Genomic DNA, 17,996 nt, shown 5'->3' on the forward strand with positions numbered 1-17,996 from the left:
CCGGCAATCTAGAAGTGGCGATAAGGCTTGCGGTTGCCGAAGCCTTCGAACCGCTTGGTATTGGCCTTGGCGCGGACGCGCTGTGCTTCCTGATGCAACCCGAATACGGTAGCGATCAGCATGGCGACGGTCATTGCGGTGGCGAGCATGTAGATCAGCATGTGCGTGTTCTCCTGCGCCTAACAACGATTAGATGGGTGTTTGGTTTCATCTTCTGCAGCTGCAAACTTAGTGAACACTGCGTGAAGCCGTTGTGAGCGGCACATTCATCTGTCGTTCACGTAGGCCAAAAGGTTCATGGGGCGGGCCTGCCGATCGGATTTGCCTTTAGGGGAGAGGCTCGCTAGAAGCACCTGCCATGACCGAACGCATCGCCCTTTATGCCGGCTCTTTCGACCCGCTGACCAACGGCCATCTCGACGTGCTGAAGGCGTCGCTGGCCGTGGCGGATACCATCTATGCGGCGATCGGCATCCATCCCGGCAAGAAGCCGCTGTTTTCCTTCGAGGAACGGGTCGATCTTATCGAAACGGCCGCGAAGGCGGAATTCGGCAGCGACGGTGCGCGTATCAAAGTAGTCGACTTCGACGGGCTGGTCATCGACGCAGCCAGGAAGCATGGCGCCTCGATCATGATCCGCGGCCTGCGCGACGGCACCGATCTCGACTATGAGATGCAGATGGCCGGCATGAACGAGACCATGGCACCGGAGCTGCAGACGGTTTTCCTGCCCGCCAGCCCCTCGGTGCGCACCATTACCGCCACACTTGTGCGCCAGATAGCTTCGATGGGAGGCGACATCCGCCCCTTCGTGCCGGCGGCCGTGGCCGGCGCGCTCACCGCCAAATTCGCGAAATAAATGCATGTCGCCCAAAAGTGGAACCCGGCTTTGGGTAACGACTTGCATGAACGAAGATATTCGGAGAAAGATCCCATGCAGCTGAAAAAGCTTGCCTTCTTGCTTGCCGTGCTTGCCGGTCTTGTGACCGCATCCGTGTCGGCGTTTGCCGCCGATCCGGAAAACACCATGATCGTAACGCTGAAGGACGGCGACGTGACCATCGCGCTGAGGCCCGACCTTGCGCCGAAGCATGTCGCGCAGATCAAAAAGCTGGTGCGCCAGGGCGCCTACGACAACGTCGCCTTCCACCGCGTCATCGACGGCTTCATGGCACAGACCGGCGACGTCAAGTTCGGCAACATGAAGAGCGGCTTCAATGCCGACGCGGTCGGCACCGGCGGCTCCGATCTTCCTGACCTGCCGGCCGAATTCTCCAGCACCGAGCACTACCAGCGCGGCGTGGTCGGCATGGCCCGCTCCGACGATCCGAATTCCGCCAATTCGCAATTCTTCATCATGTTCGCGCCGGCACCGCCGCTCGATGGCCAGTACACCATCGTTGGCAATGTGGTCAGCGGCATGGAGCTGGTGGACCACATCAAGAAAGGCGAAGAGGCGCAGAACGGGACGGTGACCGACCCCGATCGCATGATCAAGGTGCGCATCGCCGCCGACGGCAAATAAACCCAAGTTTCAAAAGGATATTTCTGACATGGCCGAGATCAAGGACCGCGAGAACGCGCTCATCATGGACACGACCAAGGGCAAGGTCGTCATCGAATTGTTTCCAGACCTGGCGCCCGGCCATGTCGGCCGCATCAAGGAGCTGGCGCGCGAAGGCGCCTATGACGGTGTGGTCTTCCACCGCGTCATCGACGGCTTCATGGCGCAGACCGGCGACGTCAAGTTCGGCAACTCCAACAAGCCGTCTTTCGCACCGACCCGCGCCGGTACGGGCGGTTCCGACAAGCCCGACTTGAAGGCCGAGTTCTCCAACGCCAACCACGGCCGCGGCACCTGCTCGATGGCGCGCTCGCAGAACCCGAACTCGGCCAATTCGCAGTTCTTCATCTGCTTCGACGATGCCGCCTTCCTCAACCGCCAGTACACGGTATGGGGCCAGGTCATCGAAGGCATGGACAATGTCGACAAGATCAAGCGCGGCGAACCGGTGCAGGATCCCGACAAGATCGTGTCGCTCAAGGTAGCGGCCGACGTGAAATGACCGGCCGGGCTGTCGCGGCCATCGCATTTGTGCTCGTCGCGGCGGCCACGCCGGCGCTGGCGACGGAATCGATCGTTTGCAGCGCCGACGGCGGCGCGGCATCGATCGACGTTTTGATGGGACACACGGCCGTCATTGCGGTGGCGCGCGTGTGGCTGGATGCCGGCGGCAAGACATGGACCACGGACGGCCAGCCGGGTTCAACGAAAGTGATCGTCGGACAGGCATTCGAAGACGACGAGCGTATGCTGATCGATCTCACTGATGAGGGCCTCAGCTCGATCGTCGCCAGATTGCGGCTGGTCAAAGCCAGCGAGCAGTCCAGTTTCGCGATGGGCGGCACATTGAGCATAGACGGTGTCGGCGCCTGGGCGGTGACCTGCCCGGAACCTTGAGGCGGGGATTTCTTGCGCGTCGATCTTTTCGACTTCGATCTGCCGGAAGAGCGCATCGCGCTTCGCCCAGCCGAACCGCGCGACAGCGCCAGGATGCTGGTGGTCAGGCCGGGTGAGGGGTTCGAGGACCGGACGGTGCGCGACCTGCCGTCCCTGCTCAAGGCCGGTGATGTGCTGGCCTTCAACGACACCAAGGTTATTCCGGCACAACTGAAGGGCATCAGGCGGCGCGGCGAGGCGGCGACGCAGGTCGAAGCCACGCTGCATATGCGGACGGCGCCCGACCGGTGGCTCGCCTTCATGCGGCCCGGCAAGCGCGTCGCCGCCGGCGATCGCATCCATTTCGGTCATGATGCCAATTCCTGCTTTCTCGGCCAGCTCGACGCGACCGTGATCGAGAAGGGGGAAGGTGGCGAGGTGCTGCTCGGCTTCGACCTGTCAGGTCCGTTCCTCGACGAGGCGCTGCACGCCGTCGGGCATATCCCGCTGCCGCCCTACATCGCCTCCAGGCGCGACGACGACGAACGTGACCGGAGCGACTACCAGACCATCTATGCCAGGGAGGAGGGCGCCGTGGCCGCGCCGACGGCAGGGCTGCATTTCACGCCGGAGCTGTTTGCGACGCTCGACGCCGAGGGCATAGAGCGCCGTTTCGTCACGCTGCATGTCGGCGCCGGCACGTTTTTGCCGGTGAAGGCGGACGACACCGCCGACCACAAGATGCACGCCGAAACCGGTTCGGTCAGCCCGGAAACCGCCGAGGCGCTGAATGCGGCGAAGGCAAAAGGAGGGCGCATTATCGCTGTCGGCACGACATCGCTGCGCTTGTTGGAGAGCGCGGCTGGCGAGGACGGCAGGCTGGCAGCATGGTCAGGCCCGACCGACATCTTCATCACGCCCGGCTATCGCTTCAAGACCGCAGACATGCTGATGACCAATTTCCATCTGCCGCGTTCGACGCTGTTCATGCTGGTTTCGGCCTTCTGCGGTTTGCAGACGATGCGCGCGGCCTATGCGCATGCGATCGAGAACCGCTACAGGTTTTATTCCTATGGAGACGCAAGTCTTCTGTTCAGGAAGGATACCGATGGACGATGACCTTGAAACCTTCGACCGCGAAGCCTTGATCGCCGAGGTCAGGAAACTGCGCGCCGGCATCCGCCAACACCGCGACGCCACCGGCCACGATCTGTGCTGGCATCATCCCGACCTGTGGTCGCTTTTGCCCGAAAAGACCGAGCCGGCGATTGCCGTGCCGCCGTGGCCGAAATTCATGCGCGGCTGCATCCGCTACCGCCAGTCGCTCGATAAGCAGGCTCCGGACGCGCCGGTATTCGACAAGGAGTTCGATGGCTAGGGAATTCAATGACTAACGCATTCACCTTCACGGTGCTGGCGACCGACGGCAGGGCGCGGCGTGGTGTAATCACCATGCCGCGCGGCGAAATCCGCACGCCTGCCTTCATGCCGGTCGGCACCGGCGGCACGGTGAAGGCCATGTATATGGATCAGGTGCGCGGCGTCGGCTCGGACATCATCCTTGGCAATACCTATCACCTGATGCTGAGACCCGGCGCCGAGCGCGTGGCTCGGCTCGGCGGCTTGCATGAATTCGCCTGCTGGCCGTATCCGATCCTCACCGACAGCGGCGGCTTCCAAGTGATGTCGCTGTCGAAGCTGCGGAAACTGACCGAGAATGGCGTGACCTTCCGTTCGCATATCGACGGCGGCGCCTACGAGATGTCGCCGGAGCGTTCCATCGAGATCCAGGGGCTGCTCGATTCAGACATCCAGATGCAGCTCGACGAGTGCACGGCGCTGCCGGCCAAGGAAAAAGAGATCGAGCGCGCCATGGAACTGTCGCTGCGCTGGGCCGAGCGCTGCAAGGCGGCATTCGGCGAGCAGCCCGGCAAGGCGATGTTCGGCATTGTGCAAGGCGGCGACGTGCCGGATCTGCGGCTGCGCTCGGCGCAGGCGCTGAAGGCAATGGAGCTGAAGGGCTATGCGATCGGCGGGCTGGCTGTCGGCGAGCCGCAAGCGGTGATGCTGGAGATGCTCGACATCACTTGCCCGGAGCTGCCGGCTGACCGGCCGCGCTACCTGATGGGTGTCGGCACGCCGGACGATATCTTGAAGTCGGTGGCGCGCGGCATCGACATGTTCGACTGCGTGATGCCGACGCGGGCAGGGCGCCATGGCCTTGCCTACACACGGCGCGGCAAGGTCAATCTGCGCAACGCCCGCCATGCCGACGATCCGCGCCCGCTCGATGAGGAAAGCGACTGCCCGGCCGCACGCGACTATTCGCGGGCCTATTTGCACCATCTGGTGCGCTCGCAAGAGGCGCTTGGGGCGATGCTCCTGACCTGGAACAATCTGTCCTATTACCAGCAGCTGATGCGCGACATTCGTGAAGCGATCGAGGCTGGCAGGTTCGCCGAACAAGCCGAGATCATCACGCAGCAATGGGCAAACGGTGACCTCGCCGTCCGGTAGGCATGCTCGCCAGGAATCCGGCTCCAGCGAGGAGCTGCACCTGCCATGAACTGTTTTGAAACGTCTGCCTAATAAGCATTGCCGGACAACGTTGGGCGAGGATCAAGAACCTGTTCGTTTCGGGGCAAGTTTCAGTTCCTGGCACGACGGTGCGGACGAATGGCATCGCTTCGCCTTCGTCTTCCGTGGCGGTCCAGCAATGGACGGCGGGGTCGTTGCTTGCCGCTCTGGTGATCGCCGTGACCGGTCTGGTCTTGCGCTTGCTTGGCGCGCGCGGCGACCTTTGGCTGGACGAGATCTGGAGCTTTGCGCTGATCGAGCCGCTGACCTCGATCGGTCAGATATTCTGGCGCGTCAATCACGACAACAATCATTTCCTCAACTCGGTCTATCTCTATCTCATCGGCCCCGACGCTTCGCCGCTGATCCAGCGAGGCCTGTCGATAGCATTAGGTGTTGCCACGATCGGTGCGGCGGCAGCGAGCGCCGCATCGCGCGGACGACAGGCGATGATTGCCACAAGCCTGTTGTTTGCCGTGAGCTATCCAATGGTCCATTACGGCTCGGAGGCGCGCGGCTACGCCGGCCTTGTGCTGTTCACGCTGCTTTCGGTGGTTTTTCTAGAGCGCCGACTCGACAATAAACGGTGGTCTGGAATGGCCTTGGCAGCGGCGATCCTTTTCGGGTTCCTATGCCACCTCACCATGATCGGAATGGTGGCAGTCCTCGCAACCTGGACCGCGTGGCTCGCCTGGCAGCGTACGGCGCGGGCCGGCCGTGTCGTTGCGGACCTGGCGTCGATCTTCCTGCCGGCCCTGCTTGCCGTGCTGCCGCTGGCTGTCTGCGTGTTTGTCGGCGGCAGGCTGTTCGGCTTCAGTGTCGGTGGTGTTTCGCCGTTCTCGATTGCCGCCTTCGCGCAGGGCTATGGCGGGATGATCCGCTCTCTGTTCGGGCTGCCACCCTGGTTCGGCGACGGGCCCTATATCGTTGCCGCCTGTGGGCTTGTCGGCCTCTCCGCCGGTGTCTGGCGCGGTCGCCGGGCCAGCCTTTATGCCATCGGGATTATCGGACTGCCTTTGCTCATGGCGGCGGCACATCTGCCCAACCTCGAGTTCCCGCGCTATTTCATCATCAGCGGAACATTGCTGCTGCTCTGGGCCGGCGAGATGATTGGCCGCGGCCTGGATGCGCGCGGGACTGCCAGGCTACTTGCGATGGGGGCGCTGGCGATCGTGGTGAGTGGAAGCATTTCGTCGCTGCTCCAGTTCTATCAGTACGGACGCGGCTCGTACGCTGCTATGGTCGACGAGATGACCAGAAGTGGCGCTGCCACCTATGCCAGCAACAGTGATTTCCGCACCGCCATGGTCGTCGACTATTTTGCGGCGCGAATGGATCGTCGGGCATTGCTGGTTCCAGACGACAGGTTGTGCACCGAACGGCCCGCCTGGCTGATCCTCGAGGGGGACGTGGACAAACAAGCCGAACATGTCGAACCGGCGGCCGCATGCGCTCTGGCCTATGAACGGGCCGACGCGTCGAGACATTGGGGGTTTTCAGGCCTGAGCTGGACGCTCTACCGGCGACAGGATTGAGGCAGCTTTGCCCCTCCTCAAGCGCCCCTCAGGTGCTGAGCGACGTGGACGCGCGCAGGCTGCAGCCGGTGATCCGAAAGCTGCCGTCAGGCTGTAATTCGAGCGTGTAGACCGCCTCGTAGTCCTTGCCATCCGGGCCGACGATCAGCACCTGCTGGACGATCGAGGTCGGGCTCGTCTCGCGAACCTTGCCGAAGGAGTAGGTCTGCGGTTGGCGCACCGGCGGATAGCCGTTGGTCACCATGTTCATGAAGGTATCGACGGTCGGAAAGATGCGTTTCACATTCGGTGCGGCAAAGCTGTAGGCCGTCGCTCCATCATTGGCGATGAAGGCCTTCAATTGACCATCGATGACCGTCTGCGCCGCTGTGACTTCGGCGTCGCCGGCGAACGCCGGGGATGCGAAAATGAGTGGAATGACTGCGAATGCGAAAAACGCGCGGCGCATGGCCTGTCTCCGTTGTCCCTGAGAAATCGCTGTCCGAAGGTACATGATACCATACGCTTTGCCGTGCTTCAGGGTTTCAGCCGAGCGCAAACATTCGGCGCGGCAGTCCGTGTCCAGACCGAGAAAGCGTCGCCGAGGCGAGAATTGCCTGAGCGATGGCCGATGCTTGAAAGGCGGGCGTCAGTCTGCCACAAGGGCCGCTCGATTATACCTAGAGCGTGCGATCTTGGGCAGGACCAGGCAATGAAGGCATTTTTCGTGCAGATAAAGTGCGATCTGGGCAAGGCCTATGACGTTGCCAGCGCTTTGGCCGATGCCGAGATCGCTTCGGAAATCTACTCGACAGCCGGAAACTACGACCTGCTCGCTAAATTCTATGTCGACGACGAGGAAGACATCGGCCATTTCGTCAACGAGAAAGTGCAGATTCTCCCGGGCATAAAGGACACGTTCACGGTCGTCACCTTTCGCGCCTTTTGACCTCGTTCGGCATTGCCCGGACACCAGGCAAAGCCTGATCAAGGCCCTATTGGTGCTGCCTTAATTTTAGGCAAGAGCGATATACTGATAGCCGGCGCCCGCCAAATCACCGATTGCGCTTGATTTTCTCCAGCGAGGCCAGTGAAATGGCGTCACAGGGGAGTATGCGATTGGCAGCGTTCGACGAAATGCTTCCGGAAGTTTCCGGGCTGAGAAAACCGTATTCGGCTTACGATCGCTGGCTGAAGGAACAGGACCCGGCCAGGCTTACCGAGAAGATGCAGGACGCCGAACGCGTCTTTCGCAAGACCGGCATCACTTTCGCCGTCTACGGCGAGCAGGAAGCATCGGAGCGGCTGATACCCTTTGACATCGTTCCGCGCATCATTTCGGGCAATGAATGGCGACGGCTGACGCAAGGCATCGAGCAGCGCGTCCAGGCGCTGAACGCCTTTCTCGACGACATCTACCATCGCCAGGAGATCTTGCGCGCCGGCCGGGTGCCGAAGGAGTTGATCGCCAAGAACGAGGCGTTCCTGCCCGAGATGATCGGGGTTCGGCCGCCGGCCGGCGTCTATACCCACATCATCGGCGTCGACATCGTACGCATCAGCGAGAACGAGTTCTACGTGCTGGAGGACAATGCGCGCACGCCGTCCGGCGTCTCCTACATGCTGGAGAACCGCGAGACGATGATGCAGCTCTTTCCCGAGTTGTTCCAGCAGATCAAGGTGCGGCCGGTGGAGAATTATCCGCAGCTCTTGCGCCAGTCGCTGGCGGCGGTGCGGCCGCAAAGCACCAAGGGCACGCCGACCATTGCCGTGCTGACGCCGGGCAGCTTCAACTCAGCCTATTTCGAACATGCCTTCCTTGCCGACCAGATGGGCGTGCAGCTTGTTGAAGGACAGGATCTGCGCGTCGTCGATGGTCATGTCGCGATGCGCACTACCGAGGGCTACAAGCAGATCGATGTGCTCTACCGGCGTGTCGACGACTCGTTCCTCGATCCGCTGACCTTCCGCCCCGACTCGGCACTTGGCGTGCCGGGCATTATGGACGTCTACCGCGCCGGCAATATCACCATCGCCAATGCGCCGGGAACCGGCATCGCCGACGACAAGGCGATCTATTCGTACATGCCCGAAATCGTCGAATTCTACACCGGCCGCAAGGCGATGCTTGGCAACATCCCGACCTGGCGCTGCTCGGAGCCGGACAGCCTGAAATATGTGCTGGAGCACATCGACGAACTGGTGATCAAGGAAGTCCACGGGTCCGGCGGTTACGGCATGCTGGTCGGTCCGGCGGCGACCAAGAAGGAATGCGAAGAGTTTTCCAAAAAGCTCGCAGCAAAACCGTCGAACTACATTGCCCAGCCGACGCTGGCGCTGTCGACCTGTCCGATCCTGACGGACAAGGGACTGGCGCCGCGCCATGTCGATCTGCGCCCCTATGTGCTGGTTTCCGACCGTATTCAGATCGTGCCCGGCGGGCTGACCCGAGTAGCGCTCAAGGAAGGCTCTCTGGTCGTCAATTCCTCGCAAGGCGGCGGCACGAAGGATACGTGGGTGTTGGATGATTAGAGAGCGAATAGTGAATAGTGAATAGTGAATAGATAAGGATATGTGTCGTTGATGTTGGTGAAATGCCCTGAAGTGAAGCACGCGGCATCGTGCCCTGGAATCTGGACAGTCACCATTCGCTATTCACCATTCACTATTCACCGCAGGACCGCCTGACATGCTTCTCGGCCGCACCGCCAACGGGCTCTACTGGATGAACCGCTATATCGAGCGGGCGGAAAACATGGCGCGGCTGGTGGACGCCGGCTTGCGCATGGCGCTAACTCGTACTCAGAACGCTTCGGAGGAGTGGAATTCGGTGCTGCTCAGCGCCGGTTCGGACGCCGCCTTCACGCAGAAATATTCCGACTACACCGCCGCCAATGTCGCCGACTATCTGCTGCGCGATACGTCGAACCCGTCGAGCACGATGTCGTCTATCGAAACGGCCCGTAACAATGCCCGCATGGTGCGTACCGCACTGACGCGTGAAACCTGGGAAAGCATCAACGAAGCCTGGATGTCGCTGAAGCGGATGCTGGCCAAGCCGATCGACGAGCGCGACCTGCCCAACGCGCTCGACGCGATCAAACGCGAGACGGCGCTGATCCGCGGCTCGTTCTACGGCACGATGCTGCGCAACGAGATTTTCGATTTTTCGCAGCTCGGCACTTATGTCGAACGCGCCGACAACACCGCGCGCATCCTGGATGTGAAATACTACGTGCTGCTGCCGTCGATCTCCTGGGTCGGCTCGACGCTCGACAACTACCAGTGGGAATCGATCCTGCGCTCGGTGTCGGCGCACCGTTCCTATCGCTGGGTTTATGACGCCGACTACAAGCCGAGCAACATCGCCGATTATCTGATCCTCAACGTCCGCATGCCGCGCTCGCTGACCTTTTGCTACCGCTTCCTGACGGAGCATCTCAAATTCCTGGGTGACGACTATGGGGAGCGCCACGCCTGTCATGCGACGGCTGCCAAGACCCAGGCCATGCTGACGGCCGGCTCGATCAAGGATATTTTCGACGCCGGCCTGCATGAATTCCTGGCCAATTTCATCCGCGACAACACCAGGCTCGGCGACGAGATCGCGCAGGATTACAGGTTCTATTGAGCATGACCCCAAAAAGCGGAGACCGGTTTTCGGAAAAGCTCATGCTCCAGGGACGAGTGCGATGCGGCTGAAGATCACCCACCGGACCGAATACCGCTACGATGCGCCGGTGCATTATCTGTTGCAGCGTTTGCGGCTGCTCCCGGTGAACGGGCGCACCCAGACGGTACTGTCCTGGGCGCTGAAGATCGAAGGCGCACGCGAGGAAGTGCGCTTCACCGACCATTTCGGCAATGATACCAGGCTGTTGAGCGTCGAGGGCGAGCGCGACTTCATCACCGTCGAAGCAGCCGGCGAAGTGGTGACGCGCGACACCGCCGGCGTCTGCGGGCCGCACCAAGGTTTCGCGCCGCTCTGGCTGTTCGGCCATGAAACGCCGCTGACGACGATCGGCAGCGGCATTCGCGAACTTGCTGCCTCGGTCGGCAAGGGTACCGACATCGAAAGGCTGCACCGGTTGATGGCGGTGATCGGCGAGCGTGTCGCTTATACGCCAGACACCACCAACGCGACGACGCCGGCCGAAGAGGCCCTGGCGCTCAAGACCGGCGTTTGCCAGGACCACAGCCACATCTTCGTTGCCGCGGCGCGCGCCATGGATTTCCCGGCGCGCTACGTCAGCGGCTATCTGATGATGGATACAGCGATCGAGCAGGCAGCAAGCCACGCCTGGGCCGAGGCGCATGTCTCGGGCCTCGGCTGGGTCGCCTTCGATGTCGCCAACGGCATTTCTCCCGACGAACGCTATGTAAAGGTAGCGACTGGCCGCGATTATCGCGACGCAACCCCGGTATCGGGAATTCGGCTGGGACAGGCGGAAGAACAGCTTGCGGTCACCGTCACCGTGGAGCAGTAATCCCCGGCAAGATTGTTGCCAAAGAGATTCGATGACCTATTGCGTCGGCCTGAAAATCAATCACGGGCTCGTGTTCATGTCGGACACGCGCACCAATGCCGGTATGGATTCGATCTCGACCTTCAGGAAGATGCATGTCTGGGAAGAGCCGGGCGAGCGCGTCATCGTTTTGATGTCGGCCGGCAATCTGGCGACGACGCAGGCCGTAGTCAGCCTGCTCGACGAACGCACCAAGGCAGTGGCGGAGCGCCGTGCCACGCTGCTCGAAACGCCCTCCATGTACCAGACAGTCCGGTTGGTCGGAGACACCGTCAAGGAGGTCATCGCCAGTTCGTCGCCGGCGGGCGAAAAGGCGGATTCCTACTTCAACGCCTCCTTCATCCTCGGCGGTCAGATCAAGGGCAGCGCCCCGCGCCTGTTCATGATCTATCCGGAGGGCAATTTCATCGAATCGACCGACGACACGCCGTTCTTCCAGATCGGTGAGACCAAATACGGCAAGCCGATCATCATCCGCGCTTATGAAAGGACGATGAGTTTCGCCGAGACGGTGAAGTTGCTGCTGGTGTCGTTCGACTCGACGCTGAAGTCGAACCTGTCGGTCGGCCTGCCGCTCGACCTGCTGTTCTATGAAAAGGACACTTTCAAGGTCGGCCTCAAAAAGCGAATAAATCAGGACGATCAATATTATCGCACGATCTCGGATAGCTGGTCGAACGCGCTGAAGACCGCCTTTGCCAGCTTGCCTGATTTTCCTGAATGAAAACCTTCGTCTTTCGTGCTCTTTGATCGCGGCTCGATGGGGCGCTACGGAGGCGAAGATGAATAGCAACGAATTCCGCGAATGGTCGCTGCGAGCGGCTGAATGGGGCGCCGACTACAGAAACAGCCTTCGCGAAAGACCGGTGCGGCCGCTTGTCGAGCCGGGCGAAATCTTCAAAAGCATCGACGCCGCGCCGCCGGAAGACGGCGAAACGATGCAGGCAATCTTCGCTGATTTCGAACAAAAGATCCTGCCGGGCATGACGCACTGGCAGCATCCGCGTTTCTTTGCCTATTTCCCGGCTAACGCGGCACCGGCCTCCGTCGTGGCCGAGTATCTGGTTTCCGCGATGGCCGCGCAATGCATGCTCTGGCAGACCTCGCCGGCAGCGACCGAGCTCGAGATGCGGGTCGTCGACTGGATGCGGCAGGCGCTTGGTCTGCCGGCGGGATTCTCCGGCGTCATGCAGGATTCGGCTTCATCAGCGACGCTTGCCGCCGTGCTGACCATGCGCGAGCGCGCGCTCGACTGGCAAGGCAACAAGAGCGGCCTGCAAGGCCAGCCGGTCGTGCGGGTCTATTCTTCCGACCAAGTCCATACTTCCATCGACCGGGCGATCTGGGTGTCGGGCATCGGGGAGGCGAACCTCGTGCGCATTCCGGTCGCGGGACGCTTCCGCGCTATGCAGACGGCGGCTCTGGAAGCGGCGATCGTCGCCGACCGCGAAAACGGCATGCTGCCGGCCGGCATTATCGCCAGCGTCGGCGGCACCAGTACCGGCGGCACCGACGATGTCGCGGCTGTTGCCGCGGTGGCGAAGCGGCACGGGCTCTACCTGCATGTCGATGCCGCATGGGCCGGCTCCGCCATGATCTGCCCCGAGTTCCGGCATTTCTGGGCCGGCGCCGAACATGCGGATTCGATCGTCTTCAATCCGCACAAATGGCTGGGCGCACAGTTCGATTGCTCGATGCAATTCATCCGCCAGCCGGAAGACCTCGTGCGCACGCTGGCGATCAAGCCCGAATTCCTCAAGACACATGGCCGCGACGGGGTCATCAACTACTCCGAATGGTCGGTGCCGCTCGGCCGAAGGTTCCGCGCGCTGAAACTTTGGTTCCTGCTGCGTGCGCATGGCTTGGAAAATCTGCGGACCATGATCCGCAACCATGTCGCCTGGAGCGAGGGCCTCGCCGCCTGGCTGGCTCGGGAACCGGATTTCGAAATCGTCACGGAACCGATGCTGTCGCTGTTCTCATTCCGCCATCTCGCGGCTGCGGGAATCGACCTTGACGAGCACAATTTGCGGCTGGTCAACGCGATCAACAATGACGGCCGCATTTACCTGACGCAGACCCGGGTGGACGGGCAGGTGGCGATCCGCTTTCAGGTCGGGCAGTTCGAAACGACTGCGGCGGACGTCGATACTGCTTTCGAGGTCATCACTGACATCGCGCGGGGCCTAAGTTGATAGCCTCGTCGAGATTGCGCCGGAGCTTTTCTCTCTGCAGTCGCCCGATTTTCATTAGCCGGCTCATACCTGTTCATGGCTTTCGTTTTCAGCTATAGACGAGAAAAACGAAAATGAGAGGTTGCTAGATGTATCTGTCGCCGCGTCATTCCGAAATCATCCAGATGGCCAAAGATCATGGCCGCGTACTGGTCGAGGAGTTGGCGACGCATTTCAACGTGACGCCGCAGACGATCCGCAAGGATCTCAACGATCTCTGCGACCAGCGACTTTTGTCCCGCATTCATGGCGGGGCATTGTTCCCGTCCGGCATCGAGAACATGGAATATGAGGCTCGGCGCAAGATCGCCGCCGAGGAGAAGGAGGCGATCGGCCGCGCAGCAGCCCGGCTGATCCCCGACAACGCATCTCTGTTCATCAATATCGGGACCACGACGGAAGCTGTCAGCAAGTCGCTGCTCGATCACAGCGGCCTGATGGTCATCACCAATAACATCAATGTTGCCAATAGGATGCGCATATATCCTTCGATCGAGGTGGTGATCGCCGGCGGTGTCGTGCGCGGTTCCGACGGCGGCGTGGTCGGCGAGGCAGCGGTCGATTTCATCAGGCAGTTCAAGGTCGATTTTGCGGTGATCGGCGCCTCGGCCATCGACCATGACGGCGCACTGCTCGACTTCGATTTTCGTGAGGTGAAGGTGGCTCAGGCGATCATCGCCAACGCCCGGCATGTGATCCTGGTGTCGGACCAGACCAAATTCGAGCGCACCGCGCCCGTCCGCATCGGCCATCTGTCGCAGGTCAACACCTTCATCACCGATCGTTGCGACATCCCGTCGGTGCGCAAGATCTGTGAAGAGGCAGAGGTTCAGCTGATCGAAACGTCGCTCTCCTAGAGATGCCGCTGCGGCATCTGCCGCCGATCATATTTCGTTTGACATTCGTTATCATTTCGAAATAATCCCGTCACGGTTTCGCAAAACTCAAAAATGCTGCAATGCGAAATCGAGGGAGGATTTCTTTGCGCGCATCACCGATCCATGACATTTTCGTCATCGGTGGCGGCATCAATGGCTGCGGCATCGCCCGCGATGCCGTTGGACGTGGCTTTTCGGTCTTTCTTGCCGAGATGAACGATCTGGCCAGCGGAACTTCTTCGGGTTCGACCAAACTGATCCATGGCGGCTTGCGCTATCTCGAATTCTACGAATTCCGCCTAGTGCGCGAAGCGCTGATGGAACGCGAGGTCCTGTGGAGGAACGCGCCGCATATCATCTGGCCGATGCGCTTCGTGCTGCCATACGCCAAGGGGCTGCGTCCGGCCTGGCTTATCCGGCTCGGGCTTTTCCTCTACGACCATATTGGCGGGCGCAAATTGCTGCCGCCGACGAAAACGCTGGACATGGCCAAGGATCCGGCCGGCAAGCCGCTGAAGCCGTTGTTTCGAAAGGCGTTCGAATATTCCGACGGTTGGGTCAACGATGCCCGGCTGGTTGTGTTGAACGCCCGTGACGCTGCCGAGCGCGGCGCAACCATTCGAACCCGAACAAGGGTCGTCAGCGCCCGACGTGAAGGCGATCTCTGGACGGTCAGGCTTGAAAACGTGCGGACCGGCGATACCGAGGAGGTCAAGGCGCGGTTGCTGGTCAATGCCGCGGGCCCGTGGGTCGACCAGGTTCTTTCGGCCACCGTCGGCCTGAACGACGTGCACAATGTCCGCCTCGTGCAAGGCAGCCACATCGTCGTTGGCAAGAAATTCGACGACCCACGCGCCTATTTCTTTCAGAACAAGGACGGGCGCATCATTTTCGCCATCCCCTACGAAGACGAGTTCACGCTCATCGGCACCACCGACCGGGACTATCCCGGCGATCCGCACGACGTCAGGATCAGTGATGCCGAGATCGACTATCTCTGCGCTGCGGCAAGCGAATATTTCGCGCAGCCGGTCAAGCCGTCGGATATCGTCTGGACCTATTCCGCGGTGCGCCCGCTCTACGATGATGGCGCCTCAAAGGCGCAGGAAGCCACGCGCGACTATGTGCTGAAGGCCGATGGAGGCGAGGGTGCCGCCCCGATCGTCAACGCCTTTGGCGGCAAGATCACCACCTACCGCCGATTGTCGGAATCAATGCTCGAGAAGATCGAGGGTTTTCTCGGCAAGCGAGGCAAGCCATGGACAGCAAACACGCCGCTGCCCGGCGGTGACTTTCCCGTCACCGGCTTCGATGGCGAGGTAGCGAAACTGAAAACGGCGTACCCGTTCCTCGACGCGCGGCTGGCCCGCCGGTTGACCCGGCTCTATGGCACCCGCGCAAGGAAGCTGCTGGGCCTCGCCAAGTCGAACGCCGATCTTGGCCGCAACTTCGGCGCCGATCTCTACGAGGCCGAGGTGCGCTACCTCGTCGAAAACGAATGGGCGATGACTGCCGAGGATGTATTGTGGCGCCGGACCAAGCGCGGCCTGCGTCTCAGCCGTGAGCAGGCGGCAGTGCTCGACGAGTTCATGCGCGGAATAAGCCGGCAGCACGTAGCGGCTGCCGAATAGGGACGGCCGACTGATGCAGAAAGCCTGGGAGGAGGCATCATGCTTGAACTGAGAAACGTGACGAAGACGGTGGGTGCGGCGGAACATATCCGCGACGTCTCGCTGACGCTTCAGCACGGCTCGCTCAACGTCCTGCTCGGGCCGACGCTCTCCGGCAAGACCAGCCTGATGCGGCTGATGGCGGGCCTCGACGTGCCGACCTCCGGCTCGGTCTGGTTCGATGGCAAGGATGTCACCGGCATGCCGGTGCAAAAGCGCAACGTCGCCATGGTCTACCAGCAATTCATCAATTATCCGGCGATGACGGTCTACGAAAACATCGCCTCACCGCTGCGGGTGGCCGGCACGGATGAGGCAACGATCGACAGGGAGGTGCGCAATGCCGCCGCCCTTCTCAAACTCACGCCCTATCTCGACCGCACGCCTCTCAGTCTGTCGGGCGGCCAGCAGCAGCGCACCGCGCTGGCCCGCGCCATCGTCAAGAATGCCAGCCTCGTGCTGCTCGACGAGCCGCTCGCCAACCTAGACTACAAGCTGCGCGAAGAATTACGCGCGGAACTGCCGAAGGTCTTCGCGGCCGCCGGCACAATCTTCGTTTATGCCACGACCGAGCCGCACGAGGCCTTGCTGCTCGGCGGCAACACGGCGACGCTTTCCGAAGGCAGCATCACCCAGTTCGGGCCGACCATCGAAGTGTTCCGCAAGCCGGTCGATCTGGTGACGGCGAGAACCTTCGCCGATCCGCCGCTCAACACCATCGTGCTTGCCAAGAAGGGCCTGGATTTCCTGCTCGAGGGCGGCGTGAAATTGCCGGTGCCGGCCGAGCTCTTCGGCATTGCCGATGCGATCTATACGATCGGCTTCCAGCCCCATCATCTTTCCCTCGATCGGCCCAACGCCGCCGCAGTGCCGGTGCGCGCAAAGGTGACGATCACCGAGATCACGGGATCGGAAAGCTTCATCCATCTCGATTTCGCCGATGCGCGCTGGGTCATGCTGACCCACGGCATTCGCGACTTCGAGCCGGATGAGGAAGTCGAGGTGTTCATCGACCCGCGCCACATCATGGTCTTCGACGAGCACGGCCGCGCCGTGGCCGCGCCGAAGCTGGCGGTTTAGGAGGAAGCGATGGCGCGCATCGACGTCAATCATATCCGCCACTCCTATCTGCAGAACCCGCGCACGGATGCCGATTTCGCGCTGAAGGAAGTGCACCACACGTTCGAGGATGGCGGCGCCTATGCGCTGCTCGGCCCGTCCGGCTGCGGCAAGACTACGCTGCTCAACATCATTTCGGGATTGCTGCATCCCTCGCACGGCCAGTTGCTGTTCAACGGAAGGGACGTGACAAATCTGTCGACCCAAGAGCGCAACATTGCCCAGGTCTTCCAGTTCCCGGTGATCTACGACACGATGACCGTCTACGACAATCTGGCGTTCCCGCTGCGCAATCGCGGCGTGCCGGAGGCCGACGTCGACCGCAAGGTGCGCGAGACGCTGGAGATGACCGGGCTGGCCGATATGGCCAAACGAAAGGCGCGCGGACTGACCGCCGACCAGAAGCAGAAGATCTCGCTCGGGCGCGGGCTGGTGCGCTCCGACGTCAATGCCATCCTGTTCGACGAGCCTTTGACCGTCATCGACCCGCATATGAAATGGGTGCTGCGCTCGCAGTTGAAGCAGCTTCACCGCCGCTTCGGCTACACCATGGTTTATGTCACGCACGACCAGACCGAGGCGTTGACCTTCGCCGACAGGGTGGTCGTCATGTATGACGGCGAAATCGTGCAGATCGGCACACCGGCGGAGCTGTTCGAGCGCCCGCGCCACACCTTTGTCGGCTATTTCATCGGCTCGCCCGGCATGAATGTCATGACGGTGGCGATCGACGGCAAGACCGCGAAGCTGGGCTCGCAGCAGATCGAACTGCCGGGCGTGCCCAAGGCGGGCGGCGGCGCCATCGAGCTCGGCATCCGTCCCGAATATGTGCGCCTGGGCAGCCAGGGCATGGCCGTCCGGATCAGCAAGGTCGAGGACGTCGGCCGCCACAAGGTGGTCCGTGCCAATCTCGAAGGGCGCGAGATCGCCGCCGTCATCGGCGAGGACGAGACGGTTCCGGCTGATCCGAAGGTGCGGTTCGACCCTGCCGGCATCAACATCTATGCCGATTCCTGGCGCGTCGAGATGGGAGCCTGA

The 17,996-nt window shown here is 61.5% G+C and carries 20 protein-coding genes; 18 read left to right on the top strand and 2 right to left on the bottom strand.

What is annotated here, in order from left to right:
* Positions 1-8: 8 nt before the first annotated feature.
* Positions 9-161: a hypothetical protein gene (locus tag NKH23_RS21005; protein WP_254817366.1), complete on the bottom strand. Its 153-nt coding sequence runs from the start codon at positions 159-161 to the stop codon at positions 9-11.
* A 197-nt stretch (positions 162-358) separates the two neighbouring features.
* Between NKH23_RS21005 and coaD the strand changes: the two genes are divergently transcribed.
* The 8 genes from coaD (at position 359) to NKH23_RS21045 (ending at position 6,552) form a co-directional block, all read left to right on the top strand.
* A complete protein-coding gene (gene coaD, locus NKH23_RS21010) occupies positions 359-859 on the top strand; it encodes a pantetheine-phosphate adenylyltransferase (RefSeq protein ID WP_292653457.1) in 501 nt (166 codons plus the stop codon).
* 75 nt (positions 860-934) lie between these two features.
* The gene (locus tag NKH23_RS21015; protein ID WP_292653458.1) at positions 935-1,525 is read left to right on the top strand and encodes a peptidylprolyl isomerase; all 591 of its coding nucleotides are present in this window, start codon (positions 935-937) and stop codon (positions 1,523-1,525) included.
* A 28-nt stretch (positions 1,526-1,553) separates the two neighbouring features.
* Positions 1,554-2,066 (top strand): peptidylprolyl isomerase, encoded by a 513-nt coding sequence (locus tag NKH23_RS21020; RefSeq protein WP_023717788.1) that lies wholly within the window; start codon positions 1,554-1,556, stop codon positions 2,064-2,066.
* Positions 2,063-2,461 carry a hypothetical protein gene (locus NKH23_RS21025; protein WP_352720154.1) on the top strand — a complete coding sequence of 133 codons (399 nt, stop codon included), beginning with the start codon at positions 2,063-2,065 and terminating at the stop codon, positions 2,459-2,461. Before NKH23_RS21020 ends, NKH23_RS21025 begins: the two co-directional genes overlap by 4 nt.
* Before the next feature lie 12 nt (positions 2,462-2,473).
* A complete protein-coding gene (gene queA, locus NKH23_RS21030) occupies positions 2,474-3,559 on the top strand; it encodes a tRNA preQ1(34) S-adenosylmethionine ribosyltransferase-isomerase QueA (RefSeq protein ID WP_352720156.1) in 1,086 nt (361 codons plus the stop codon).
* On the top strand, positions 3,549-3,818 hold the full coding sequence (locus NKH23_RS21035) for a hypothetical protein (protein WP_352448773.1): 270 nt from the start codon (positions 3,549-3,551) through the stop codon (positions 3,816-3,818). The genes queA and NKH23_RS21035 overlap by 11 nt, the downstream gene beginning before the upstream one ends.
* Positions 3,819-3,826: 8 nt before the next feature.
* Positions 3,827-4,957, top strand: a complete 1,131-nt coding sequence (gene tgt, locus NKH23_RS21040) for a tRNA guanosine(34) transglycosylase Tgt (RefSeq protein ID WP_292653462.1) — start codon at positions 3,827-3,829, stop codon at positions 4,955-4,957.
* A gap of 215 nt (positions 4,958-5,172) precedes the next feature.
* Positions 5,173-6,552, top strand: a complete 1,380-nt coding sequence (locus NKH23_RS21045; protein WP_352720158.1) for a glycosyltransferase family protein — start codon at positions 5,173-5,175, stop codon at positions 6,550-6,552.
* Between the two features lie 28 nt (positions 6,553-6,580).
* On the opposite strand, the gene NKH23_RS21050 is transcribed toward NKH23_RS21045, so the two are convergent.
* The gene (locus NKH23_RS21050) at positions 6,581-7,000 is read right to left on the bottom strand and encodes a DUF4864 domain-containing protein (protein WP_352720160.1); all 420 of its coding nucleotides are present in this window, start codon (positions 6,998-7,000) and stop codon (positions 6,581-6,583) included.
* A gap of 243 nt (positions 7,001-7,243) precedes the next feature.
* Here NKH23_RS21050 and NKH23_RS21055 point away from each other — a divergent pair, with 243 nt between their 5' ends.
* From NKH23_RS21055 to NKH23_RS21100, 10 genes are all read left to right on the top strand, one after another.
* On the top strand, positions 7,244-7,480 hold the full coding sequence (locus tag NKH23_RS21055) for an Lrp/AsnC ligand binding domain-containing protein (RefSeq protein ID WP_023674883.1): 237 nt from the start codon (positions 7,244-7,246) through the stop codon (positions 7,478-7,480).
* A 170-nt stretch (positions 7,481-7,650) separates the two neighbouring features.
* Positions 7,651-9,063, top strand: coding sequence for a circularly permuted type 2 ATP-grasp protein (locus NKH23_RS21060; RefSeq protein WP_352720162.1), 1,413 nt, complete (start codon positions 7,651-7,653; stop codon positions 9,061-9,063).
* A 157-nt stretch (positions 9,064-9,220) separates the two neighbouring features.
* On the top strand, positions 9,221-10,162 hold the full coding sequence (locus NKH23_RS21065; RefSeq protein WP_352491567.1) for an alpha-E domain-containing protein: 942 nt from the start codon (positions 9,221-9,223) through the stop codon (positions 10,160-10,162).
* Positions 10,163-10,223: 61 nt separating this feature from the next.
* Positions 10,224-11,018: a transglutaminase family protein gene (locus NKH23_RS21070; protein WP_352466439.1), complete on the top strand. Its 795-nt coding sequence runs from the start codon at positions 10,224-10,226 to the stop codon at positions 11,016-11,018.
* Between the two features lie 31 nt (positions 11,019-11,049).
* Complete coding sequence (locus NKH23_RS21075) at positions 11,050-11,781, top strand: proteasome-type protease (protein WP_352720164.1); 732 nt, start codon at positions 11,050-11,052, stop codon at positions 11,779-11,781.
* Between the two features lie 58 nt (positions 11,782-11,839).
* On the top strand, positions 11,840-13,252 hold the full coding sequence (locus NKH23_RS21080; protein ID WP_352720166.1) for a pyridoxal phosphate-dependent decarboxylase family protein: 1,413 nt from the start codon (positions 11,840-11,842) through the stop codon (positions 13,250-13,252).
* 128 nt (positions 13,253-13,380) lie between these two features.
* Positions 13,381-14,148: a DeoR/GlpR family DNA-binding transcription regulator gene (locus NKH23_RS21085; protein ID WP_352720168.1), complete on the top strand. Its 768-nt coding sequence runs from the start codon at positions 13,381-13,383 to the stop codon at positions 14,146-14,148.
* Between the two features lie 125 nt (positions 14,149-14,273).
* Positions 14,274-15,800 carry a glycerol-3-phosphate dehydrogenase gene (glpD, locus tag NKH23_RS21090; RefSeq protein WP_352720169.1) on the top strand — a complete coding sequence of 509 codons (1,527 nt, stop codon included), beginning with the start codon at positions 14,274-14,276 and terminating at the stop codon, positions 15,798-15,800.
* Between the two features lie 39 nt (positions 15,801-15,839).
* A complete protein-coding gene (locus NKH23_RS21095) occupies positions 15,840-16,919 on the top strand; it encodes an ABC transporter ATP-binding protein (protein WP_352977161.1) in 1,080 nt (359 codons plus the stop codon).
* 9 nt (positions 16,920-16,928) lie between these two features.
* Entirely contained in the window at positions 16,929-17,996 is a 1,068-nt protein-coding gene (locus NKH23_RS21100) for an ABC transporter ATP-binding protein (protein WP_352720173.1), read from the top strand.

The organism is Mesorhizobium sp. M1328, from assembly GCF_040318075.1.
Lineage (GTDB): Bacteria > Pseudomonadota > Alphaproteobacteria > Rhizobiales > Rhizobiaceae > Mesorhizobium.

What these genes read in the sequence shown, in the direction of transcription:
- NKH23_RS21005 (WP_254817366.1), bottom strand. Translation starts at nt 161, where the DNA reads ATGCTGATCTACATGCTCGCCACCGCAATGACCGTCGCCATGCTGATC.
- coaD (WP_292653457.1), top strand. Translation starts at nt 359, where the DNA reads ATGACCGAACGCATCGCCCTTTATGCCGGCTCTTTCGACCCGCTGACC.
- NKH23_RS21015 (WP_292653458.1), top strand. Translation starts at nt 935, where the DNA reads ATGCAGCTGAAAAAGCTTGCCTTCTTGCTTGCCGTGCTTGCCGGTCTT.
- NKH23_RS21020 (WP_023717788.1), top strand. Translation starts at nt 1,554, where the DNA reads ATGGCCGAGATCAAGGACCGCGAGAACGCGCTCATCATGGACACGACC.
- NKH23_RS21025 (WP_352720154.1), top strand. Translation starts at nt 2,063, where the DNA reads ATGACCGGCCGGGCTGTCGCGGCCATCGCATTTGTGCTCGTCGCGGCG.
- NKH23_RS21035 (WP_352448773.1), top strand. Translation starts at nt 3,549, where the DNA reads ATGGACGATGACCTTGAAACCTTCGACCGCGAAGCCTTGATCGCCGAG.
- tgt (WP_292653462.1), top strand. Translation starts at nt 3,827, where the DNA reads ATGACTAACGCATTCACCTTCACGGTGCTGGCGACCGACGGCAGGGCG.
- NKH23_RS21050 (WP_352720160.1), bottom strand. Translation starts at nt 7,000, where the DNA reads ATGCGCCGCGCGTTTTTCGCATTCGCAGTCATTCCACTCATTTTCGCA.
- NKH23_RS21055 (WP_023674883.1), top strand. Translation starts at nt 7,244, where the DNA reads ATGAAGGCATTTTTCGTGCAGATAAAGTGCGATCTGGGCAAGGCCTAT.
- NKH23_RS21065 (WP_352491567.1), top strand. Translation starts at nt 9,221, where the DNA reads ATGCTTCTCGGCCGCACCGCCAACGGGCTCTACTGGATGAACCGCTAT.
- NKH23_RS21070 (WP_352466439.1), top strand. Translation starts at nt 10,224, where the DNA reads ATGCGGCTGAAGATCACCCACCGGACCGAATACCGCTACGATGCGCCG.
- NKH23_RS21075 (WP_352720164.1), top strand. Translation starts at nt 11,050, where the DNA reads ATGACCTATTGCGTCGGCCTGAAAATCAATCACGGGCTCGTGTTCATG.
- NKH23_RS21080 (WP_352720166.1), top strand. Translation starts at nt 11,840, where the DNA reads ATGAATAGCAACGAATTCCGCGAATGGTCGCTGCGAGCGGCTGAATGG.
- NKH23_RS21085 (WP_352720168.1), top strand. Translation starts at nt 13,381, where the DNA reads ATGTATCTGTCGCCGCGTCATTCCGAAATCATCCAGATGGCCAAAGAT.
- NKH23_RS21095 (WP_352977161.1), top strand. Translation starts at nt 15,840, where the DNA reads ATGCTTGAACTGAGAAACGTGACGAAGACGGTGGGTGCGGCGGAACAT.
- NKH23_RS21100 (WP_352720173.1), top strand. Translation starts at nt 16,929, where the DNA reads ATGGCGCGCATCGACGTCAATCATATCCGCCACTCCTATCTGCAGAAC.